Origin of the sequence: Methanolobus sp. WCC1, assembly GCF_045690315.1 — an archaeon.
GTDB lineage: Archaea > Halobacteriota > Methanosarcinia > Methanosarcinales > Methanosarcinaceae > Methanolobus > Methanolobus tindarius.
The window spans coordinates 1,747,744-1,762,782 of the sequence record NZ_CP146979.1 but is presented as its reverse complement, the minus strand read 5'-3'; the positions used below and the strand labels follow the sequence as shown (position 1 = coordinate 1,762,782).

The window sequence follows — 15,039 nt, the reverse complement described above, 5'->3', positions numbered from 1 at the left end:
ACGAGATTGAGAACGGTACTGCCACCAGCTACTTCTTCCGTGATGATGAGAGGGATAGCCAAGAAGATTAATGAAGTTATGTTTCCTTCACAATCTTCCATACTTCTTATGCGCCTGCTCTGCCGCCAGAATATCGAAAACATATACTTTATGATTTTCCCGGCTTATCCGGTAGAAAACACGATAACATCCCACCCTCAACCGATATGCAACATTATCAGCACCTTTTATCTCTTTTTTGCTGCCTCTTCCTGTTCCGGGAAAAGGTTCTTTTAATTCTTTGAGTGCTGATTTAATATTCTCTTTGATATCAGGAGGGAGTGTTGTAAAAAGGTCAGGTAGAACTAAAACTTCAAAGCTCATCTATGCTCACAAACTCATCCTTACGCTCAGCCACGACCTTGTGACTGTATTCCACAAGTTCATTGCGGTTATGTTCTCTGATGAGTCCTTCGATCACGGTGTTGTAATCTTCCCCCATGTGACCGATAGAGCGTAATGCATCTCTGGTAGTTCTTTTTACCTGAATTGTAGTGGTTTCACTCATACTTGCACTATAGCTGCTATAGTAGTTATAGGTTTCCAGCGAAAATCTGGTTGAAGGAGGATAGTTCATCTATATTCTTTATACTTACTGAACAGTAACTTACTGCGTGGTAAGATTCTATGACAGCGTGGGAAACAGATATGAGAAATGGATGTTTTTAAAAGATGTCAACAGTTCCTGAATGAGTTGTTTATTAATTACTGTGTTGTAATCTTCTGTACAACTTCATCTTAGATAATTTCCACAAACAATCCTCTGCACATTTTTAACAACATTTAACTACAACCTATGCGACTATCATCCATTATATTTAAATTCAATATTGCAGTAGGATAAGCACAATAGGTTTACACGAAGTGTTTACATAGAATTTCAGACTTAAATTCAGATAACAATTATAATTCACATTCATATGGAGAATCCTAGATGATAGAGGAGATCACCAACCAGTATGACCCAAAGAAAATAGAGGAGAAGGTACACGCTCTCTGGAACGAGCAGAATGCCTATTCCAAGGTACGTGAGCACAGAAAAGGTGGTAAAAAGTTCTTTTTCGTAGACGGTCCGCCATATACAACCGGACATATCCACCTGGGAACAGCCTGGAACAAGATTATCAAGGACTCCATTTTAAGGTACCGTTCCATGAACGGTTTTGACATCGTTGACCGGGCAGGCTGGGATATGCATGGTCTTCCTATTGAGGTAAAAGTGGAAGGTGCACTTGGTTTCACATCCAAGAAGGATATTGAGACCTACGGTGTCGGCAATTTCATAGAGAAATGTAAGGAATTCGCACTTAACCAGAAGGATGACATGACAGACCAGTTTCAGGACCTTGGGGCCTGGCTTGACTGGAACGACCCTTACATGACACTCAGGGATGAGTACATCGAAGCTGCCTGGTGGACAATGAAGCAGGCACAGGAGAAGAGTCTTCTTGAACAGGGTAAGCGTGTTGTCAACTGGTGTCCACGTTGCGAAACTGCCATTGCAGACTCAGAAGTCGAATATGAGGAAAGGAAAGATCCTTCAATATTCGTAAAATTCCCGATAATAGGTGAGGAAAACACCTTTGTGGTCATCTGGACCACAACACCATGGACTATTCCATCAAACGTAGCAGTTGCAGTGCATCCTTCTTTTGAGTACTCAAAGGTAAAAGCAGTAAGTGCGGAAGGAAAAGAGGAAACACTCATAGTCGCTTCCGAGCTTGTTGAGAACGTACTTCGAAAAGGAAGATACACAGATTATGAAGTTCTCGGTACAATGCTTGGTGAGGATCTCACATCACTCTCATACGAAAGTCCGATAGCTGACAAGGTGCCAATACAAGCTGAGATGAAACACAGCATATATCTTGCAGACTATGTGACTGCAGAGAACACAGGTTGTGTACATATAGCTCCTGGACACGGAATGGATGACTTTGAAGTTGGTAAGAAGAATGGTCTTCCAATATTCTGTCCTGTTGGACCAGATGGTCGATACACCGAAGAAGCAGGTGAATATGCAGGAATGCACATTCGTGAAGCTAACAAGGTAGTCATCGAGGATCTTAACGAGCGTGGAAACCTGCTTTCTGAAGGAACAATCGAACACAGGTACGGACATTGCTGGCGCTGTAAGACACCTATCATCTACCTTGCTACCGAACAGTGGTTCATCAAGATCGGTGAACTCAAGGAACAGATGCTTGAAGAGATAGCACAGGTAAAATGGTATCCTGAATGGGCCGGTTCTGCAAGGTTTAAGGACTGGGTAGAAGGAGCACGTGACTGGTGTGTTTCCCGTCAGAGATACTGGGGTATACCAATACCTGTCTGGAAGTGTAATAGCTGTAACAAGATGCACGTAGTCGGTACTAAAGAAGAACTTCAGGAAATGTCCGGTGTCAGCGATGATATCGAACTTCACAGACCTTATGTGGACGAGATCCTGCTTGACTGTGAATGTGGCGGCAAGATGAAGCGTGTTGAAGACGTTTTCGATGTATGGTTTGATTCAGCTGTAGCTTCATGGGCAACACTCAGGTTCCCGCAGCAACAGGAAGATTTCGACAAATGGTGGCCGGCTGATTTTATTACAGAAGGGCAGGACCAGACACGCGGATGGTTCTACTCACAGCTTGGTGCAAGTATGGTTGCATTTGGCAAAGCACCTTACAAGAGTGTGCTCATGCACGGTTTCACCCTTGACAGCGAAGGCAAGAAAATGTCAAAGAGCCTTGGAAATGTCGTAGCTCCAGGTGATGTAATAGAGCAGTTCGGTGCTGATACCCTGCGTAGTTTTGTACTATCTTCAAGTGCTCCGTGGGATGATCTCAAATTCGTAAGCAGTGAATTGGGTAATATCAACAGGACTATCAACATCCTCTGGAATGTTTATCGTTTCCCGCTTCCTTACATGGTGCTTGACAAATTTGATCCGCAGCAGGTTTCACTTGAATCCGTAAAACCACATCTTCGCAAGGAAGACAGGTGGATTCTTTCAAGGGCACAGACACTTGTTGCTGAAGTTGATGATGCAATGTCAAAGTGCACACTGCACAGGGCACTCAGGTCAATCAACGAGTTCGTTCTTGAAGATCTTTCAAGATGGTATATCCAGCTCATCAGGCCAAGAACATGGGTAGAAGCAGATGATCCTGACAAGCTTGCTGTTTATCGTGTACTCTATGATGTATTCGTTCTGACAGCAAAGGTAATTGCACCATTTATGCCACACTTGGCAGAGGAAATGTACCAGAACCTTGTCAGAAATGTAAATCCTGATGCACCGGTAACAATTCACATGAACGACTGGCCACAGGTTGATGAGAATATTGTTGACAGGGAACTTGAAGCTCACATGGACATGGTTCGCTCAATTGTGGAATCCGCATCCAATGCCCGCCAGAAGGTTGGAAGGAAGCTCAGGTGGCCAGTATCACGCATAGTTCTCAGTCCTGTAAACCAGCAGGCAGCAGATGCAGTCACAAACCTGAAATCCGTACTCATGGACCAGACTAACTCCAAGGACATCGTGCTTACCGGAGTAGGGGAATCATGGGATGAACTCGGATTTGAGGCAAATCCCGATCCCGGGAAGATAGGTCCTGTGTTCAAGGGCGATGCCGGCAAGGTTGTTGGTGCAATTAAGCAGGCAGATGCAATGCAGCTTAAGAAAGCACTTGCTCTGGAAGACCAGTTTGAACTGGAGATCCCGGGAGGAACAGCTATTATCAAACCTGAAATGGTCAACTTCATAGAAGCACTGCCTGAAATGGTTGCAAGTGCCCAGTCCAGTGCAGGTATAATCTATGTGGATGCAAACCTGACACGTGAGATCGAATCCGAAGGGTACACAAGGGAAGTTATCCGCAGGGTTCAGGATATGAGGAAGGAACTCAACCTTGCAGTTGATGATAATATCAAGTCCCACATACAGATAAACGATCAGAGAGTTCTTGACCTTGTACTTGACCGCGAACAGTTCATTGCAAAGGAAACCCGTGCAAATGTTCAGGTCATTGGTCTTGATGTTGATACAGCAGGTTCACTTGAAAAAGACTGGGATGTCGAAGGCATATCCATGACCATCGGCATTTCAAAAACAAACTGAGGTTACAATGGACTTCAATGAATGGGAACCCATTTACGAGTCCATACTAAAGGACATGGGCTTTAGCAGGGAAGGTGATGAGCAGGCAGCTCTCATCCTCTCTGCTATGCTCGATACTTCTAATTCTGCAGACATTTCCGAATTAAAAGCACTTATTGAGGGAAAAGATATTCTGGTCTGCGGGAATGCTCCTGTCCTTGCACAGGAACTTGAACTTATCAATCCCGATGATTTTGTGATAATAGCAGCCGATGGAGCTACTGCCGTACTTGTTGATAGAGGGATAATTCCTGATATTATTGTAACCGATCTTGATGGCAATGTTGAAAAAGAGATCATTGCCAACAAGGCAGGGTCAATTATGGTAGTACACAGCCATGGGGACAATATTGACAAACTCCATAGCTATGTCCCACAATTGAACAATATCGTAGGTAGTACTCAGGCTTCTCCACTGGAAAATGTGTTTAATTTCGGTGGTTTCAGTGACGGAGACAGGTGTGCTTATCTGGCAAAGGAATTCGGTGCTGTTAGTATAACTCTTGTTGGTTTTGACTTTGATGATGAAAATGTCAATCCAGTTAAGAAGAGAAAACTAAAATGGGCTCGCCTGCTAATTGAAAGACTAAATCCATAACTCTTTTAAAACTCAATTTATCTTTTTTCCAAGTTACTTACAGGTAACGTTTTATCAGAATCTATTTATATTTTCGTTCTAAATACCTACTGGAGTTGCATGCAAACACTGGTAATATGTATTGACAGGGACAATGACCTTGGAGACAAAGCAAATGTACTTGCTCCACTTATAGGCAGGGAAGCAAACATAGAGGCAGCAGTAAAACTTGCAACGGCAGACCCTGAAGATTCTGATACCAATACTATTTTCGGTGGGGTCAAGATACTTGACGAACTGCTGGCAAAAGGAGTAGATGCAGAGATAATCACCCTTGCAGGCGACAGGAATATCGGTATCATATCTGACCAGAAAATTGCAAATCAGCTTGATATGTTATTAAAAAAGTTCCCTGCAGAATCTGCTATATTTGTTTCTGACGGTGCTGAAGATGAAACACTTATCCCAATTGTCCAGTCCAGAATGAAGATAGATTCTGTCAGGCGTATAGTAGTAATGCAGAGTGCCAATCTTGAAAGCACATATTACATAATCAAGCATGCATTCAATGATCCGAAAATATCCCAGACATTCTTTGTGCCGGTGGGTCTTGCGGCTCTTATTTATGCATTCTTCCTTTTAATTGACTATTCCCAGGGCGCCATAATAGGTATTCTGGCAGCTGTGGGTCTTTACATGCTTTACAGAGGTTTCAGTGATACAGTAGACTTTTACTGGGAAAAACTGAAAGATTCCTTCTATTCAGGCAGGCTTACATTTTTCACCTATGCAACAGCAGCTCTGTTGGTGCTGATTGCCTCATTGGTAGGCCTGATGAATGTGTGGTCCTTATACACTTCACAGGGAATATGGTATTACGGAATTATTCCGCTTATAACGTCTTTCATTAACAGTACTATCTGGATATACGTATTGGCAATTCTGTTTGCAGATGCAGGTAAGATAATTGACTGCAAGCAACACTCAGAGCCAACTTTCAGGTATATGAGTCCTGCATTCTTTGTCACTTCATTAGGATTTCTCCTCTGGGGGGCTACACGTTATCTTATATCCATAAATCCTGTAATGGGAGGAACTGAAACAGGTCTGCAGGACGGTTTGCAGATATTTGTATATTCCATTGTGTTTGCCATAGTTCTTGCACTGGCAGGAATCAGGGTTTCCAGCAAACCCCGGGAACAGGGGAAAAAATCAAAAAGGTAGAAACATGACTGGAAAAGAACTCAATTGTATAAAATCTCCGGATAGTTCACAGTATTCCAAAGAAAACATACAGGACTACAGGGACTTAAATCTTCAGGCTGCCTTGATAGGTGGTGTTGCATTTCCATCCGATAAAATGTCAGAGGAATTGATAGTCAGTACTCCTTATGGTGATGTTACTGCTTATCTCTGTACTATTGGTGAAAAGAATGTTGCATTATTACCCAGGCATTCAGGAAATGATGGTCACCTGCCACCCCATATGATCAATTACAGGGCAAACATTTATGCAATACATAAACTTGGGATTTCAAGGGTAATTTCCACAAATTCAGTGGGAACAATGAAGAATCATCCAATTGGAAGTTTTTTCCTGCCTGAAGACTTTCTTGATTTAACACGTACCCGCCCATCCACATTTTATAATGACAGGACTGTCCATGCAGATGTCACTGAACCATACTGTCCCGAAATAAGAAAATTAATGGGCGATTATCTTGAAATGAATAATATCGGTTATTCTGAAGGTGTTTATGTCTGTACGGAAGGTCCGCGTTTTGAGACCCGGGCAGAGATACGTATGATGAGGCAGTTTGGCGATGTAGTTGGTATGACAGGTTTGCCGGAAGTAGTTCTTGCAAAAGAGATGAACATGTGTTATGCTTCCATCTGTACTATTACCAATAATGCATGTGGTCTTGGAAATGGAAAAATGACAGTAAGTGATGTCCTTGATACACTCGACAAAATAAAAGAAAGGTTGCAGGACATTCTGGCAAGTGTAATTTGCGCACTTCCTGAAACCGATAACAGGTTATGTAATTGCAGGTATGCCTGTTCTGATGCAGAACTTTAAACTTAATTTTTTTAAATCTTCAGGCAATATCCCTGGATGTATCGATCTGGACACCATCACCGATCTTGAATTTTATTATTTCAGTGTTTGGTATCATTCCCCTTATTTTTGGGATGGACAGTTTGCTTATAACTTTGTCAGCGCCCTGATCAAGCATGGATTCAAATATTACGTCACATAAACTGTATACGAATGATCTAAGGCCATCATCATTGCAGGTTGAGCCATAAAGATAGGTAAGACAATTTAGCTCCTTTGTTGTTTCGTATATAACGTTAATTAGCTGTTTTATCAGTCCCTTGTTGGCTGTGAGTCCTGTAAAGAAACAAAAAGAATCAAAGATTATGTTTACATCCTCACCGCTGGAATCGTTTGCAATGTTACGCAGATTATACTCGGTAAATTCCAGTATTTTTGAATCGATAAATTCGTTACTCAGGTTATCAGATATTTCACCGCATGAGGTACAGTAATATTCACTGTATATATCTACGAATATAATGTTTGAAGGATCAAAACCAAGATTAATAACATCATTCAGTACGTATCGTGGCCTTCGGTTTGTTGTGAAGTAATATGTTTTTCTGGATTGGGTGAACTGGTAAAGAAAAATCTCTGACATTGAACGGGGATCAGCTGAAAAAAATGTAAGTGAACCGGCTGGTATTCCTCCTCCAAGTGTTCTGTCAAGGACAAGAATGCCTGTCGATTTCAGGTTAACACCTTTGTGTATAACCTGGTTCTTATCCGGTTTTTTGATGCTGTCATACAGGGAGCCTTCCGAATTATTTCTGAATTCTTCAGCATCAGGAGTAGTATTTTCATTTTCTAACATGTTTTTAGGATCCAGCATAATATGTCCTCTGCTTTGCTACATTTATATATAGTTTAATATTATAAAACTCTTCTTTAACGGTTTAGATAATATGAAATAATATTTGAATAGTTGTATGCTTCTTCAGTACCAACAGTTTTTATAAACTGAAAGTCATCAATGAGCAGCAATGACACTCTGGATACTTGCAAGCCCTGAAAGGTCAAAGATAATTATTCTGCCTATACGGGATAAGAAGAAGGTCCCTCTTTTTGTTGGTGAACTTATCCTGAGGAATACTGATGCAGGCCCACGCCCTCACAAATTCAAGGTAAAAAGTGATGGGAAGGGGGAATACAGGCCACCTTCTGAATTTATAGATCTTTTGAGAATAGCTGACCGTATCATGATAGCAAAGGACGGTGATGAAAAGCAAACATCAGAATTTGTTGAAATGCTTCAGGGATTCCAGCTCAGTGCAGATCTTGTTAATGCCTGCAGGTTCTGTCTCTTAAAAAACAGGTTTAATTTCCTTAACCGACGCTCCATAAGGTATCACAGGGATAAGATATGTGAAGACTGTGCCGGGGAAGAGCTTTACAGGATGCTTAAGAGTTCTCATGTAAACTATGCCGATGAGGCATGTCAGAGGTTTGAGGAAATAATGCTCAAAACTAAGGACCTTGACCGTACAATGGCCATGGTAAGTCCGGAAGATCTTGACCGTGAGCTTACAAGGTTTGATTCCATTGCAGCTAACACAGAGGTTCCTACAGGGAAAATTAAGAGCCTGCCTTTGCATAACAGCTTCAAGAAAATATTGCTTGCAAAATCTGAAACTCTTCTGCCGGTCCAGTCACTGTCCATAGAGAATGGCCTTCTGAAAGGTCAGAGCCAGCTTGTAACTTCAGTGACAGCCACCGGAAAGACACTGATAGCAGAACTTGCAGGTATTGAAAATATACTGCGTGGTAAAGGACGCATGCTTTATCTTGTACCTCTTGTGGCTCTTGCAAACCAGAAATATGACCAGTTTACAAAAAGATATTCTCCAATTGGACTGAAAACCTCCATCAGGGTTGGTAGTGCCCGTATCAAGACCGCAAAAAATGCATCCATGAAAAGAACTCTGGATTCAGATATTATTGTGGGAACATACGAAGGTCTGGATTACCTGCTAAGGACAGGCAGTGCTGACCTGCTTGGAAAAATAGGTACTGTAGTTATTGATGAAGTGCATACAATTGAGGATTCAGAAAGAGGACACCGGCTTGATGGTGTTATTGGCAGGCTGAAATATGTTGCTCCTGGTGCCCAGTTCATTTATCTTTCAGCTACTGTGGCAAAACCTAAGTTGCGTGCAAAACAGTTTGGCGCAAGACTTGTGGAATATGAGTATCGTCCTGTGCCCATTGAAAGGCATCTAATTCTGTGTCCGGAACATTCCAAGAACAAGATTATGACCCGGCTTGTTAGGGAGGAATTTGCCACTACTTCGTCAAAAGGACACAAAGGACAGACTATTATTTTTACCAATTCAAGAAGAAACTGCCATCGTATAGCTGAGGGACTTCCGATATCTGCTGCGGCCTATCATGCCGGTCTTACAAGTCAGGAACGAAAAAAGACTGAGATAGCATTCCTTAAGGGTAAATTGCCTGTTGTGGTTACAACTGCTGCACTTGCTGCCGGAGTTGATTTCCCGGCATCACAGGTTATATTTGAGTCCCTTGCAATGGGTATTGAATGGCTTACAATGCAGGATTTCCTTCAGATGCTCGGACGTGCCGGAAGGCCGGATTACCATGATCGTGGTGAAGTTGTGCTTTTAGCTGTTCCTAATAAGAAGTATTCAGGTGACAAGGGTGATACTGAGGATGCTGTTGCCCTGAAACTGCTTAAAGGCGAGATGGAACATACAAAAGTAGAATATGGGGAAGATGAACAGCTTGAGGAAGTGCTGGCTTCGGTTGCTGTGACTTCATCAAAGAATGATCTCCAAAATATTCATTCATCCATGCTGGCTGATTTTAATGTGGATTATCTTCTTGGCAAACTTGCAAAGAATAAGTTCATTCATAAAAAAGGAGATCTTGTATCTCTCACCAAATTTGGTAAGATAGCAGCAGGACATTTCCTGTCGGTATCAAAGGCTTTCCTTATACGCGATTCTGTTCTTGTGGAACAGGATCCTATTGTTACGGTTTCCAATCTTGAATTCTTTGATTCTGTTTATTACAAATATGCGAATCGCATTTCTTCGGCTTTGAATGTGAACCTTCCTTCCAGGGTGTTTCAGGGTGCTTCCCTGGATATTCTCTTTGAAGGCGAAAATATGGACAAACTGGATGTTACCCTGCGTGACCAGTTGTTCGATTTTGCGGCTGATTTTTTGACATGTAATTGTCGTGATTCCCCGTATTGTGGTTGCGCAGAACGTAAGTTCTCTGAGAAAATAATTTCCATCAGGGCGGAAGGATATGAGCCTGAAGGTATCGTGAAAAAGCTTGAGTATCTTTATGGTATTACGGCTTATCCGGGTGATGTGCTTGGATATCTTGATAATGTGGTACGCAACCTTGAGGCTGTTGAGATGATAGCTTTGGCTTATTCAAAGCGTGATCTATCATACAGAGCAAGGAGTCTTAGAAAACAGGTTGAGGGATAAACTGATTTCTTTCTCTTGCGTTTGAAATGAAAAATTATAATAGTTATGTTGCCAGATTAGAATGCTGTGAGGATATGATATTATGGACAAAGAAAAAAACGAAGGTGTTGTAATGAACAATAAACCGGAAGATGCTAAGAAAAAGAAGACTGTGAGAATCGAACTTCATAAACCTGAGGATTTTAAGCAGGTGTACTCTATCGGAGCTGTAGGCGGTCACAGTCCGTACGATTTCAGGATTGGTTTCTACAATGATATGCCAATGGCAACTGACAAGTCAGGAGAGCAGGTTATTCAGAGAAGACTTGAGACCGAGGTTATTATGTCACCTCTGGCAGCAGTTGAGCTTGTGCGCTGGCTGAATCAGCATATACAGAACTATGAGGCTGCTTTTGGTCCTATTGCAAAGCCGCAGATGGGAGTTAAGAAAAAGCCGGAGCCTGTTCAGGATAGTACTGAGATACAGGGATATATGTAATTCCAGAAGGGTAAGTTCAGTTTTTGTTGAACTAATCATCATTTTGAATTTGATATGAACTGTCAATTATTTATGCAAGAAATCTATACATGTTGTTTGTGGCGAGTATTCGTATCTTTTTGAAGGGATATGTCGCCAAGAATAAATACAATATTGGCTATTTATACTAGCCTGTAAACTGAATAGTTTCAGTAATATTATTCTTTTAAATGAAAGAGAGGATTAATTTTGTTCCCAAGTAAGAAAGTCCAGAAATTAGTTGGATCCAAAGTCCAGGTAGAGATGAAAGGTGACCTTCACCTTCTCGAAGGAACTTTAAAAAGTGCAGACGATTATATGAATCTTCATATGGTCGACACTGTAGAGGTCGCAAACGGTGAGCGTCTGCGTTCCCTTGGTTCAGTCGTGTTGCGTGGAAACAATATCATTCTTGTTGTTCCTATGGAAGAATAAACTCTCAGTGGAAACCAGTATGAGTGTCGAAGAGAGTGCATACAATCTTATTCGTGAGAGCAAAGAAGGTATTTTCCAGAACGAGCTCTGGAAAATGCTGGAAATTGACAGTCGTAAATGTTCCAGGGTAGTTTCTAAGCTCCTTGATGAGGATCTTATTATCCGTGAGCAGGCTGTTTCCAATGGGGCCAGAACTTATCTTTTGAAAGTTAAGGAAGAGGAGAAGCCCTGCTTCGATCTCCTGTTGTCAGGAGAAATGTTCTCTCCTTGCGCCGGATGCAGGGATGCATGCCAGCCTGAGATCTGTGGAAAGCTTACTGCATGGGTCGAAAACCTCAATGATAATGAGGAAACAGGTGAAATGTGCTGATTCCGGCGAAAGGTTTATATAGAATATCTGCTATGTTGGAGTCGCTTCACTAAAGCGAAATCAACGTGCTCCGGTAGTGTAGTCCGGCCAATCATTCCGGCCTTTCGAGCCGAAGACTCGGGTTCGAATCCCGGCCGGAGCACCTTACTCACTTTTCTTATATTTATGTTAAAATAATTAACTATGTTAATCAACAACTCTTTTTATAATTTTATATAGATATACCCTAGAAAAAGTACTATATATTAATCTATAGAGTCTATAAATAGAAAAAATATATAGAGGTTTTTTTATTTTGAGTGTCAGGGTTGTTAAAAAATGGAGATATTAGACAACTATCTTGATGACTGCAAGCTCCGAGGACTTGAGTTGCGCACCTGCCAGACATACAAAAGCAGTGTAAAAGCGTTTTTAACCCAATACCCGGATCCGGTAGCATGTACTAAGGAAGATCTTCTCCAGTACCTGCGACATCTGCAGACCAAGGACATCACAACAGGAACTATAAGGCGGGATTTCTCGGCCATATCCGGCCTGTATGACTGGCTTCTCTTTATGGAAGAGGTAAACGTCAATCCGGTCCTACAAATACGCACACGGTACTTACAGGCACCTTACAGGCAGGAACGGAGACAGATCCCCTCCCTCAAGGAAGTGAGGGAATTAATCGGATCTATTGACTTTGCGTACGTCAGAGAATTAACTTTGGTGGCATTCTTTGCAAAGACAGCAGGTCGCAAAGGCGAGATCCTTGCGTTAGATAAAGATGATATTGACCTTAAAAGAGATCTAATCTATTGGCCTGATAAGAAGAAACGCAAAGAGAGAATAGGATTTATTGATAGTGAATTACATGTGCTTTTAGAAGAGTACTTTAGATTCAGGGAATGGATAGGACCAAAGTCTCCGGCTTTGTTCATCACTGACAATGGCTACAGGATAGACAAAGACTACCCCAATGATGTAATACAGCATTATGCTGAACCTTTGGGCTTGCATGACCGCTCAGGTCCGCTATACAAGAAATTAACCTCACATTGCCTAAGAGGGTTTTTGACCACACAACTGCAGCGTGCGGGCATGGATGAAGTGTATATAATGTGGCTTAGAGGCGACTCGCTTAAAAAGAAAACATGGGCCAGTCATTACCTCGACATTGACCTGGAACTGGTAAGAGATCAGTATGAACGATGCGTTCCTGAACTATTGGGATATGGGTAAAAAATGTACTTACTATAGAAGTATATGTTAATATTTAGCAAGTGTTATTACTGATTGCTGTTTTTCTTTTAAGTGGTGTACAATGGAAAGATCAACAGTAGTAGTAGTTTTATTCATGGTAGGCTCTGGTTTTTATATGTTACAAGCTGAACCAATTATAGAGCAGTGGAGATTTATTCAACCGCAAATTGCACCTATATTTATTGTGTTGGGTGTGTTATACTATCTAATTATCGATTAACTTAATATTTGCCGCTTTGTACAACGATATCAAGCACCAGAATTATGTCTGGATATCTCACAGGCCTGAGCTCAGTTGTCAGCTGCAGAGTGACACAAAAAGGACAATTAAGCTAGCAGCCCCTTCTCCCTCAGCAATATCCTTGCACCAGTGTTCAGGATTGTAGAGACGTTCATATTATTGTCTTGGATGGTTGTGAGGACCTCCGGATCCAGGAGGAGACAAGGATCTGCTTTTACTGCAATGGCGGGGAAATATCCCTGTCCAACCAGTACCTTTTCAATACCGATATTTGCAATATCTGAAGGGTTAAGAGCATTTTTCCTTATGATGTTGGCCAGTTCAGCCTCCAGACGTACCTCCATCCTAACCCGATTTTTAGGCTCAATACATGATAATCTACGCATTACAAGAGAAGATGCCATTTTTTAACACCAGATATATAGAGCTAATTAGTAGTATATATAAATTTCACTTTTATGTATCAGTTTGTTGCTTCTACTGATTCCTTGCCAGCTCTCATTAGGTCATTTAAGAGCATGTCCTTGATTGACTGCAAATCATCCCTGTTGACCTCTTTTTTCTGCTTGATAAATGGAGAATTCTGTGGTGTAATTTTTCCGCTGTAATAGATGGATCCATGTTGCCATCCTTCACCATAGTAGGGTATTTCCATTATATCGGTAAACACCTTATCAGGAAATGCAATTATAGCCTCATTGTTCTCCAGTGTCTCGAATTTCTTGTTATACCTGGATAGCCTGGGCTGTTCTGAGGAAGTGAATGAGCCTCCCCTGTTGATCATGAACCAATTGAACGAAGATCTCACACCTTTGCGGAGCTTGGTCCATCCGTGTGTACTGGCCACAAAGCGAACCCTAAGAGATCTTAATGTCTCGATATTGTACTGTATCTCGGCACCAAAGGCAGCGTGTTTGGAGTCATAGGCCTGTCCCTTTCCAGGTGCAACCCTGTGGAACTCATCATAAAAGATCGAAAGAGGGACAGGCAAATGGTGATCGTGTGCCAGGTCAATAAGCTTGGAGAATATGCTTGTAACTACCGGAGTAAAGTACTGAGGCTTGCGGATGAAAGGCTCTATGCAGAGCACGTTGATCTTTCCACGTTCCAGGGATCTCCACACATCTGCAGGATCTGTGAACCAAGTCTTTGTATATTCCACTGAATCGGATGTAATGTCAATATCCATTCCTTCAGGTAGGAGAATATGCAACGGTCCGAACTGGCCAACCAGGAGAAGCTCATTAGACTTTCCGGCATCGTTCCAGAGAATAGTCTCCTCCGGAGCTCCGGACCTGAGAGCATCCAGGATCCAGATGAGGTCCTGAGTCTTCCCGGATCCAGTGATTCCCAGGTTAAGCAGGTGCTCTCCTGGTCGCTGGATAAATTCCCTCTTGAAACGATCCTGCCAGCTCACTCCAGGCTCTCCATGATTTTGCTTAGCTTCTTTTTCAGGCCGTCACGGTTGTATTTCAACTCACCAATGAACATGCCAACGAACATGCAAGTAAGACCTACAACAAAGCAGGCTTTCTGGTAGTCCAGCCAGGTGATCATTATGTGCTCACTCATCATTATTTCCCCATTTAGTTGCTTTTACCGTCATCAGATTACTTGTTGAGACTAGATTTTCCTTGTCTATCAGTTTGATCAGTGCTGTCCTGGTATCGTCAAGGACCTGCTCATAGGCCAGTCTCTTAGCCATCACAGTGATATCACGGTCCATAATAGGCTCATAGCCTTCTCTCAGGAGCTTCATGTTTTCCCTTATCGGTTTGAGCAAGTCCTCTTTTTTATCCAGCATGGCCTCTACATCAGAAAAAATAATAGCTATCAGGTTGGTCCTCTGGTAAAGAGATCCGTTTGAGTTGTAGATCAGAGACATAAGAGCCTCTGACAGATGAAAAGAAAGAGCTGATTTGGCCAT

General features: G+C 42.0%; 16 protein-coding genes and 1 tRNA gene. 10 read left to right on the top strand and 7 right to left on the bottom strand.

Going from position 1 to position 15,039, the window contains the following annotated elements; all coding sequences use genetic code 11:
* Window positions 1-87 precede the first annotated feature (87 nt).
* Both V7O61_RS08515 and V7O61_RS08510 read right to left on the bottom strand, forming a co-directional pair.
* Window positions 88-363, bottom strand: coding sequence for a type II toxin-antitoxin system RelE family toxin (locus V7O61_RS08515; RefSeq protein WP_407282141.1), 276 nt, complete (start codon window positions 361-363; stop codon window positions 88-90).
* On the bottom strand, window positions 353-547 hold the full coding sequence (locus tag V7O61_RS08510) for a hypothetical protein (RefSeq protein ID WP_407282142.1): 195 nt from the start codon (window positions 545-547) through the stop codon (window positions 353-355). Before V7O61_RS08510 ends, V7O61_RS08515 begins: the two co-directional genes overlap by 11 nt.
* A 426-nt stretch (window positions 548-973) precedes the next feature.
* Here V7O61_RS08510 and ileS point away from each other — a divergent pair, with 426 nt between their 5' ends.
* The 4 genes from ileS (at window position 974) to V7O61_RS08490 (ending at window position 6,846) form a co-directional block, all read left to right on the top strand.
* Window positions 974-4,150, top strand: coding sequence for an isoleucine--tRNA ligase (gene ileS / locus V7O61_RS08505; RefSeq protein WP_407282143.1), 3,177 nt, complete (start codon window positions 974-976; stop codon window positions 4,148-4,150).
* 7 nt (window positions 4,151-4,157) lie between these two features.
* Window positions 4,158-4,787 carry a 6-hydroxymethylpterin diphosphokinase MptE-like protein gene (locus V7O61_RS08500; RefSeq protein WP_407282144.1) on the top strand — a complete coding sequence of 210 codons (630 nt, stop codon included), beginning with the start codon at window positions 4,158-4,160 and terminating at the stop codon, window positions 4,785-4,787.
* A 99-nt stretch (window positions 4,788-4,886) separates the two neighbouring features.
* The gene (locus tag V7O61_RS08495; protein WP_407282145.1) at window positions 4,887-5,990 is read left to right on the top strand and encodes a DUF373 family protein; all 1,104 of its coding nucleotides are present in this window, start codon (window positions 4,887-4,889) and stop codon (window positions 5,988-5,990) included.
* A gap of 4 nt (window positions 5,991-5,994) precedes the next feature.
* Window positions 5,995-6,846 (top strand): MTAP family purine nucleoside phosphorylase, encoded by an 852-nt coding sequence (locus V7O61_RS08490; protein WP_407282146.1) that lies wholly within the window; start codon window positions 5,995-5,997, stop codon window positions 6,844-6,846.
* A 19-nt stretch (window positions 6,847-6,865) separates the two neighbouring features.
* Here V7O61_RS08490 and V7O61_RS08485 read toward each other — a convergent pair whose 3' ends face one another.
* Entirely contained in the window at window positions 6,866-7,699 is an 834-nt protein-coding gene (locus tag V7O61_RS08485; RefSeq protein WP_023843756.1) for an RAD55 family ATPase, read from the bottom strand.
* Between the two features lie 151 nt (window positions 7,700-7,850).
* Between V7O61_RS08485 and V7O61_RS08480 the strand changes: the two genes are divergently transcribed.
* From V7O61_RS08480 to V7O61_RS08455, 6 genes are all read left to right on the top strand, one after another.
* Entirely contained in the window at window positions 7,851-10,328 is a 2,478-nt protein-coding gene (locus V7O61_RS08480) for a DUF5814 domain-containing protein (protein WP_407282147.1), read from the top strand.
* 82 nt (window positions 10,329-10,410) lie between these two features.
* Window positions 10,411-10,806 (top strand): DUF3467 domain-containing protein, encoded by a 396-nt coding sequence (locus tag V7O61_RS08475; protein WP_288070822.1) that lies wholly within the window; start codon window positions 10,411-10,413, stop codon window positions 10,804-10,806.
* Window positions 10,807-11,034: 228 nt separating this feature from the next.
* Entirely contained in the window at window positions 11,035-11,259 is a 225-nt protein-coding gene (locus V7O61_RS08470) for an LSM domain-containing protein (protein ID WP_023843753.1), read from the top strand.
* 19 nt (window positions 11,260-11,278) lie between these two features.
* On the top strand, window positions 11,279-11,629 hold the full coding sequence (locus V7O61_RS08465) for a TFIIIC protein (protein ID WP_023843752.1): 351 nt from the start codon (window positions 11,279-11,281) through the stop codon (window positions 11,627-11,629).
* Window positions 11,630-11,696: 67 nt separating this feature from the next.
* Window positions 11,697-11,771, top strand: a tRNA-Glu gene (locus V7O61_RS08460).
* A 176-nt stretch (window positions 11,772-11,947) separates the two neighbouring features.
* Window positions 11,948-12,850 (top strand): tyrosine-type recombinase/integrase, encoded by a 903-nt coding sequence (locus V7O61_RS08455; protein ID WP_407282148.1) that lies wholly within the window; start codon window positions 11,948-11,950, stop codon window positions 12,848-12,850.
* A gap of 348 nt (window positions 12,851-13,198) precedes the next feature.
* Here V7O61_RS08455 and V7O61_RS08450 read toward each other — a convergent pair whose 3' ends face one another.
* From V7O61_RS08450 to V7O61_RS08435, 4 genes are read right to left on the bottom strand one after another with little or no spacing between them, the layout of a single operon-like run.
* Window positions 13,199-13,516 carry a hypothetical protein gene (locus tag V7O61_RS08450; RefSeq protein ID WP_023844519.1) on the bottom strand — a complete coding sequence of 106 codons (318 nt, stop codon included), beginning with the start codon at window positions 13,514-13,516 and terminating at the stop codon, window positions 13,199-13,201.
* Between the two features lie 59 nt (window positions 13,517-13,575).
* Window positions 13,576-14,529 (bottom strand): hypothetical protein, encoded by a 954-nt coding sequence (locus V7O61_RS08445; protein ID WP_023844520.1) that lies wholly within the window; start codon window positions 14,527-14,529, stop codon window positions 13,576-13,578.
* A complete protein-coding gene (locus V7O61_RS08440) occupies window positions 14,526-14,687 on the bottom strand; it encodes a hypothetical protein (protein WP_156916241.1) in 162 nt (53 codons plus the stop codon). Before V7O61_RS08440 ends, V7O61_RS08445 begins: the two co-directional genes overlap by 4 nt.
* A complete protein-coding gene (locus tag V7O61_RS08435; protein WP_048135133.1) occupies window positions 14,677-15,039 on the bottom strand; it encodes a hypothetical protein in 363 nt (120 codons plus the stop codon). The genes V7O61_RS08440 and V7O61_RS08435 overlap by 11 nt, the downstream gene beginning before the upstream one ends.

Bases quoted from the DNA above. Each gene is read 5' to 3' on its own strand.
- V7O61_RS08495 (WP_407282145.1), top strand. From the start codon at position 4,887: ATGCAAACACTGGTAATATGTATTGACAGGGACAATGACCTTGGAGAC.
- V7O61_RS08510 (WP_407282142.1), bottom strand. From the start codon at position 547: ATGAGTGAAACCACTACAATTCAGGTAAAAAGAACTACCAGAGATGCA.
- V7O61_RS08455 (WP_407282148.1), top strand. From the start codon at position 11,948: ATGGAGATATTAGACAACTATCTTGATGACTGCAAGCTCCGAGGACTT.
- V7O61_RS08485 (WP_023843756.1), bottom strand. From the start codon at position 7,699: ATGCTGGATCCTAAAAACATGTTAGAAAATGAAAATACTACTCCTGAT.
- V7O61_RS08465 (WP_023843752.1), top strand. From the start codon at position 11,279: ATGAGTGTCGAAGAGAGTGCATACAATCTTATTCGTGAGAGCAAAGAA.
- V7O61_RS08435 (WP_048135133.1), bottom strand. From the start codon at position 15,039: ATGGCCAAATCAGCTCTTTCTTTTCATCTGTCAGAGGCTCTTATGTCT.
- V7O61_RS08480 (WP_407282147.1), top strand. From the start codon at position 7,851: ATGACACTCTGGATACTTGCAAGCCCTGAAAGGTCAAAGATAATTATT.
- V7O61_RS08440 (WP_156916241.1), bottom strand. From the start codon at position 14,687: ATGATGAGTGAGCACATAATGATCACCTGGCTGGACTACCAGAAAGCC.
- V7O61_RS08475 (WP_288070822.1), top strand. From the start codon at position 10,411: ATGGACAAAGAAAAAAACGAAGGTGTTGTAATGAACAATAAACCGGAA.
- V7O61_RS08500 (WP_407282144.1), top strand. From the start codon at position 4,158: ATGGACTTCAATGAATGGGAACCCATTTACGAGTCCATACTAAAGGAC.
- V7O61_RS08490 (WP_407282146.1), top strand. From the start codon at position 5,995: ATGACTGGAAAAGAACTCAATTGTATAAAATCTCCGGATAGTTCACAG.
- V7O61_RS08515 (WP_407282141.1), bottom strand. From the start codon at position 363: ATGAGCTTTGAAGTTTTAGTTCTACCTGACCTTTTTACAACACTCCCT.
- ileS (WP_407282143.1), top strand. From the start codon at position 974: ATGATAGAGGAGATCACCAACCAGTATGACCCAAAGAAAATAGAGGAG.
- V7O61_RS08450 (WP_023844519.1), bottom strand. From the start codon at position 13,516: ATGGCATCTTCTCTTGTAATGCGTAGATTATCATGTATTGAGCCTAAA.